General features: G+C 60.1%; 5 protein-coding genes. All 5 read left to right on the top strand.

Features of this window, described 5'->3' with window-relative positions:
• The coding region (mreC, locus tag AB5758_RS07320; RefSeq protein ID WP_368155462.1) for a rod shape-determining protein MreC at window positions 1-471 on the top strand (471 nt) is incomplete at its 5' end.
• 11 nt (window positions 472-482) lie between these two features.
• Entirely contained in the window at window positions 483-1049 is a 567-nt protein-coding gene (locus AB5758_RS07315) for a rod shape-determining protein MreD (protein ID WP_022094761.1), read from the top strand.
• A 13-nt stretch (window positions 1050-1062) separates the two neighbouring features.
• Complete coding sequence (mrdA, locus tag AB5758_RS07310) at window positions 1063-3132, top strand: penicillin-binding protein 2 (RefSeq protein WP_368141143.1); 2070 nt, start codon at window positions 1063-1065, stop codon at window positions 3130-3132.
• 9 nt (window positions 3133-3141) lie between these two features.
• A complete protein-coding gene (locus AB5758_RS07305) occupies window positions 3142-4368 on the top strand; it encodes an FtsW/RodA/SpoVE family cell cycle protein (protein WP_346965113.1) in 1227 nt (408 codons plus the stop codon).
• Window positions 4369-4386: 18 nt separating this feature from the next.
• A partial coding sequence (locus AB5758_RS07300; RefSeq protein ID WP_368155461.1) for a YcjF family protein occupies window positions 4387-5281 on the top strand: 895 nt, incomplete at its 3' end.

Genomic DNA, 5281 nt, shown 5'->3' with positions numbered 1-5281 from the left:
GCCAAGAGCTCTACCGTGCGCTTGATTAGCGACGAGAACTCGGGCGTGTCCGCCATGGTGCAGGACACGCGCGCCCAGGGCATGCTGCAGGGTCAGGCTGACGGCACGCTGCGTCTTGAGTACGTGAGCGTCGACTCCGATGTTAAGGTTGGCGACATCATCGTGACCTCGGGCATCGGTGGCGTGTTCCCCAAGGGTCTACCGCTCGGCACCGTCTCGTCGGTTGAGAAATCGGCAAACGATGTGTACTACACCATTGTGGTGCGCGCTCAGACGACGGCCGAGAACAACGAGGAAGTGCTGGTCATTACCTCGCTGACCGACGAACAGTCGGCCTCGGATGAGGACGTGAGCACGGCCAACAGCACGCCGCAGGGAACGTCGCGCGATGCTGCGACCAAGACGAAGGACGAGAGCTCGGATGACAGTTCCGACACGTCCGAGACGACCGATTCCGGCTCGAGCGAATAGGGGGCATGTCCATGGATCTACACGAGCAGGGGATGAGCTCCCGCACGTTTGTAATCGCCGCCATTGTGTGTGTGCTGCTGCAGGCAGGCCTGGCACCGCAGATCTCCATTGCGGGAGGTCGCGTCAACTTCATGATTATCCTGGTGTGCCTAAGCGTGTTCTCGGGCGACCCGACCCGTGCCGTCGTGTGCGGTTTTTGCAGCGGCTTGTTTTATGACCTGTCCGCTGCCGTGCCGGTGGGCGTTATGTCGCTCCTGCTGACCGTGGGTTCTTTTGCCCTGGTGCACAGCGCCGTCGGTCAGACGGGCGGTACCCCGAGTGCGCGCGGCGTCACCGTGGGCGCCTTTGCGCTCGTCATTAATGTGATCTACAGCATCATCTTGCTGTTTATGGGTTTGGAGACGAGCTTTGTCGTGGCGATCTTCGGCCATGCGCTGCCGTCCTCGATCCTGACGGGTCTGGTTGCCATTCCGTTTTTGATGTCCGGCGTCGTGCCGCAGTCCGGCTATGGATTCTCCGCACGTGGCGGACGCCAGACGGGTATGCGCTTTAAGCCCAAGACCCGCAAGCTCAAATAGGGGAGGCCCGTAGATGTCTTCCCAGATGACGGTTATTATCGCCGGTATCGTGCTGGTTGTGGCCATCGTGGTCGCGCTGGTCATCATGCGTCGTGGCGATTCCCGTTTTACCTACGATACACAGCATGGAACGGCCCCGCGCGCCACCGAGGGCGAGGGCAATACCGCGGCGACCGCCTTTAAGGGCCGCTTTTCCATCCTCACCACGGGTGTGGGCGCGATGTTTGCGGCACTTGCCGTCAAGCTGTGGGGCATGCAGATGGTCTCGTCGGACTATTACGAGAAGCAGGCCAATAGTAATCAGACTCGCACCGTTACCACACCCGCTGTGCGCGGCCGCATCCTCGACCGCAATAGCGTGGCGCTTGTCCAGAACCGTCCCTCACTTGCTGTCGTGGCCTACCGCGACCTTGCCGAGGATGAGGTTCTGGTTCGCCATCTTGCCAACGTGCTTGGAATGCCTTACGTGGCGGTCCTTCGCAATATTCAGGACAATACAGAGGGCGCCCAGAGCCTGCATACCATCGCGACGGACGTCCGTCGCTCCACGGTTGCCTATATTCAGGAGCATGCCGGCGAGTTCCCGGGCGTCAAGATTGCCGAGCGTACCGAGCGCCAGTATCCATATGGCGAGACGGCATGTCATATCTTGGGCTATACCGGCACCATTACCTCCGAGCAGCTCGAGGCCCAGAATAAGAAAACCTCTGGCGATGATGATGCTTCTGCTGGCAAGATTACGTACCAGTCGGGCGATATCGTGGGCCAGGCGGGCGTTGAGAGCTACTACGAAAACCTGCTGCAGGGTATTCGTGGCGAGCAGACTGTCAAGGTCGATGCCTCGGGCAATGTGACCGGTCAGGCCGGCGCCGTGCCCGCGAAGGCCGGCTCCGACATTAAGCTCACGCTCGACCTTAAGATCCAGCAGGCCTGCGAGACGGCGCTGGCGAGCGCTATCGAGCTTGCCAAGACCACTGGCTACAGCAATGCCGGCAACGGCGCCGTAGTGTGTCTCGATCCCAACAATGGCGAGATCCTGGGCATGGCGAGCCAGCCCAAGTTCGATCCGTCCGTCTTTATCGGCGGCGTCTCAAATGACGTGTGGACCGAGCTCAATGATGACAAGGGTTCGCACCCGCTGCTCAACCGCGCCATTAGCGGACAGTACATGTCGGCCTCGACCATCAAGCCGCTCTCGGCACTGGCCGGTCTTGAGTTTGGAACCTACACTTCAACGCAGACAACCAACTGCACGGGTTATTGGACGGGTCTGGGCAAGTCGTGGGGCAAGTACTGCTGGCTGCATTCCGGCCACGGCACCATGACGCTGCAGTCGGGTATCGCCAACTCATGCGACCCCGTCTTCTACGACATGGGCAAGGCGTTCTTTTATGACGAGCAACATCCCGAGGGCCTGCAGGAGGTCTTTCGTCGCTGGGGTCTAGGCGAGACCTGCGGTATCGATCTGCCGAGTGAGGGCGCGGGCCGTATTCCCGATGCCGAGTGGAAAGAGTCGTACTTCACCGACGCCTCTGCCGAGGACCGCAAGTGGAATGCCGGCGATATGACCAACATTGCTATCGGTCAGGGTGACATCCTGGTGACGCCCCTGCAGATGGCGTGCGCCTATATGGGTCTTGCCAACGGCGGCAAACAGTACGTGCCTCACGTGTTTTTGTCTGCCGTGTCGCGTGATGGCGACGGCGATGCCTATAAGTACAACGGCAAGGGCAAGAAGAAGCGCCTGGAGGCCAAGATCAACAGCGATTCGGATTTGGCTCTAGTTCGCAACGGCATGCACGACGTGATTTACACGGCATCGACGTCCCTGGCGGCGCACTTTGGCACCCTGACGCCGCAGGTATACGGCAAGTCGGGCACGGGCGAGAAAAGCGGCGAGGACGAATACGCGTGGTTCTGCGCCTATGCACCGGCCGATGACCCCAAGTATGTCATCGCTACTGTCCTGGAGCAGGGCGGCGGCGGCTCGGATACCGCGATGCATGTCGTGCGCGACGTGCTCGGCGTGATTTATGACGAGCCCGATACCTCTTCGGCCTCGGGCGATTCTTCGGTTCGATAGGAGGTTGCGATGGATTTTTCTCCGGCGGATCTGTTCCGTTCAACCAAGACCGGCTCTCGCAGCAGCCTGGACCGTGTCAACAAGCAACTTTCGGCCTCGCGCGGCACGTTTCGCCAAAAGGTGCATATCGGTGTGCTCGTGGCTACTGTGGCGCTCGTCGCCTACGGTGCCATCATTATCTGGTCGGCTTCGCAGTTTAAGGCCGATGCTTCGTTCTCACGTCATCTGCTGGGAATTGGCATCGGAGCGGTGCTGGCGGTGCTCGTCTGGCGAACCGACCTGCGCGGTATTTCCAATTTCTCGACGGCGTTGCTCGTCATCGACCTGATCGTGATTTTCTCGCCCAAGATTCCGGGTCTGTCCTATACGGGCGGTCTGGGCATGACGGGCTGGATCAAGATTCCCGGTATCGGCTTGACATTCCAGCCGGTTGAGCTTGCCAAGCTCATCACCATCTTCTTTATTGCTACGCTTGGCTCGCAGTATAACGGTCGCATCGATACCGTTCGCGACTACGTCAAGCTCTGCGGCATGCTGTCCATTCCGTTTTTGGCCGTCGTTGCCATGGGCGACCTGGGCTCGGGCCTGGTCGTGCTTGTTTCGGGTGCCATCGTCATTTGTATGAGCGGCGCACGCCGCGAATGGGTACTGTCGACCCTGGCCCTGCTCGTGGGCCTGGTGGCCCTCGTCCTGGCGCTCGATTCGGTCTTTGATTCGTTGCTCGGCCACGATGTGCTCATCAAGCAGTATCAGATGAACCGTCTGACGGTCTTTATCGACCCCGATAATGCCGATTCGGACGATGCCTACAACCTGCAGCAGTCGTTGATCGCGGTCGGCTCGGGTGGCTTCTTTGGTAAGGGTTTGGGCCATGCGACGCAGTCGGCCGGCGGCTTTCTGCCTGAGTTCCACACCGACTTCGTCTTCGCCTTCCTGTCCGAGACCTTTGGCTTTTGCGGTTCCTTTTTTCTCTTGTGCCTCTATGTGCTGCTGATCTTTTCGACGATTCGCGTCGCCTTTAAGTGTGAGTCGCTGTTCCTGCGTCTGTCGTGTGTGGGTATCGTCGGCATGTGGGCATTCCAGACCTTCGAGAACATCGGCATGTGCATCGGCATGATGCCGATTACCGGTATTCCGCTACCGTTTATTAGCTTTGGTTCGTCTTCGATGATGATTCAGCTGTTGACGGTGGGTATCGTACAATCCATATGGCGGCATCGTTCGGGCGCCGCGTAACCGCTGGAGGGGTTTGCTATGAAAATTCCCGTAGATAAGCTGACCCGCGCTTTTAAGATGGGCGCGTCCGTTAAGAAGGATTCCGATACGCCGGTGCGCGTCTCGGTCTATCTGGATTCGTCCGCCTCGCGCTTTCTGGCCGAGACGGTGCGTGACGCCTTTGTGCCGCAGACGACCTCGGGCATTGTGCGCGTCGAGCGTCTGGGGGAGGAGCGAATTGCTCCAAAGACCGATACCGATGTGGTACTGGTGCTCTCGTGTGGTTCCGACCGCTTGGAGAGTGCCGTGCAGGAGCTCGTGATCGCCGGCGCGCCCGTGTGCGTGCTTGCCGAGTCTGCTGTGGAGGTGCCGTTTATCGAGGAGTCCACGCCCATGCTCGGCGTGGTAGCGGCAACCGATAAGACGTATCTGCTCGAGACGCTTGCCCGCTGGATTCTCGATCGCACCGACAAGGAAACGGCTTTTGCGGCGAACTTTGCCTTCATGCGCATCGCGGCGGCCAATCGTATCATCACCTCGTGCGCGCTCACCAATATGGCGACCGGTGCGCTGGTGTTTTTGCCGGGCGCCGATTATCCCGTTATGGCGCTGGCGCAGGTGGGCATGCTCTTTGAGCTCGCTGCCGTCTTTGGACGCGGCATTAAGCCCGAGCGCGGCTACGAGGTCGCGGGCGTGCTTGCCGGCGGTCTTGTGATCCGCGCGGTCACCCGCGCACTTGTCAAGCAGACGCCGCATATTGGGTTTGCCGTCAAGGCGCTCACTGCTGCCGCGGGCACCTATGGCATGGGCCGTGCGCTCGTTTCGCTCTACGAGCGCGATGTCGACTACAGCCGTGCCAACGAGGTGGTCACTGCCACGTTCTCCCGCGTTCGCGATCTGGTGACCACGGTCGCGGGCGCTACCCGTCCTATGG

This window comes from Collinsella aerofaciens (assembly GCF_040926405.1).
In the GTDB taxonomy this organism is placed as follows: domain Bacteria; phylum Actinomycetota; class Coriobacteriia; order Coriobacteriales; family Coriobacteriaceae; genus Collinsella.
This window is presented reverse-complemented; position numbering and strand designations above follow the sequence as displayed.

Bases quoted from the DNA above. Each gene is read 5' to 3' on its own strand.
- AB5758_RS07315 (WP_022094761.1), top strand. From the start codon at position 483: ATGGATCTACACGAGCAGGGGATGAGCTCCCGCACGTTTGTAATCGCC.
- mrdA (WP_368141143.1), top strand. From the start codon at position 1,063: ATGTCTTCCCAGATGACGGTTATTATCGCCGGTATCGTGCTGGTTGTG.
- AB5758_RS07305 (WP_346965113.1), top strand. From the start codon at position 3,142: ATGGATTTTTCTCCGGCGGATCTGTTCCGTTCAACCAAGACCGGCTCT.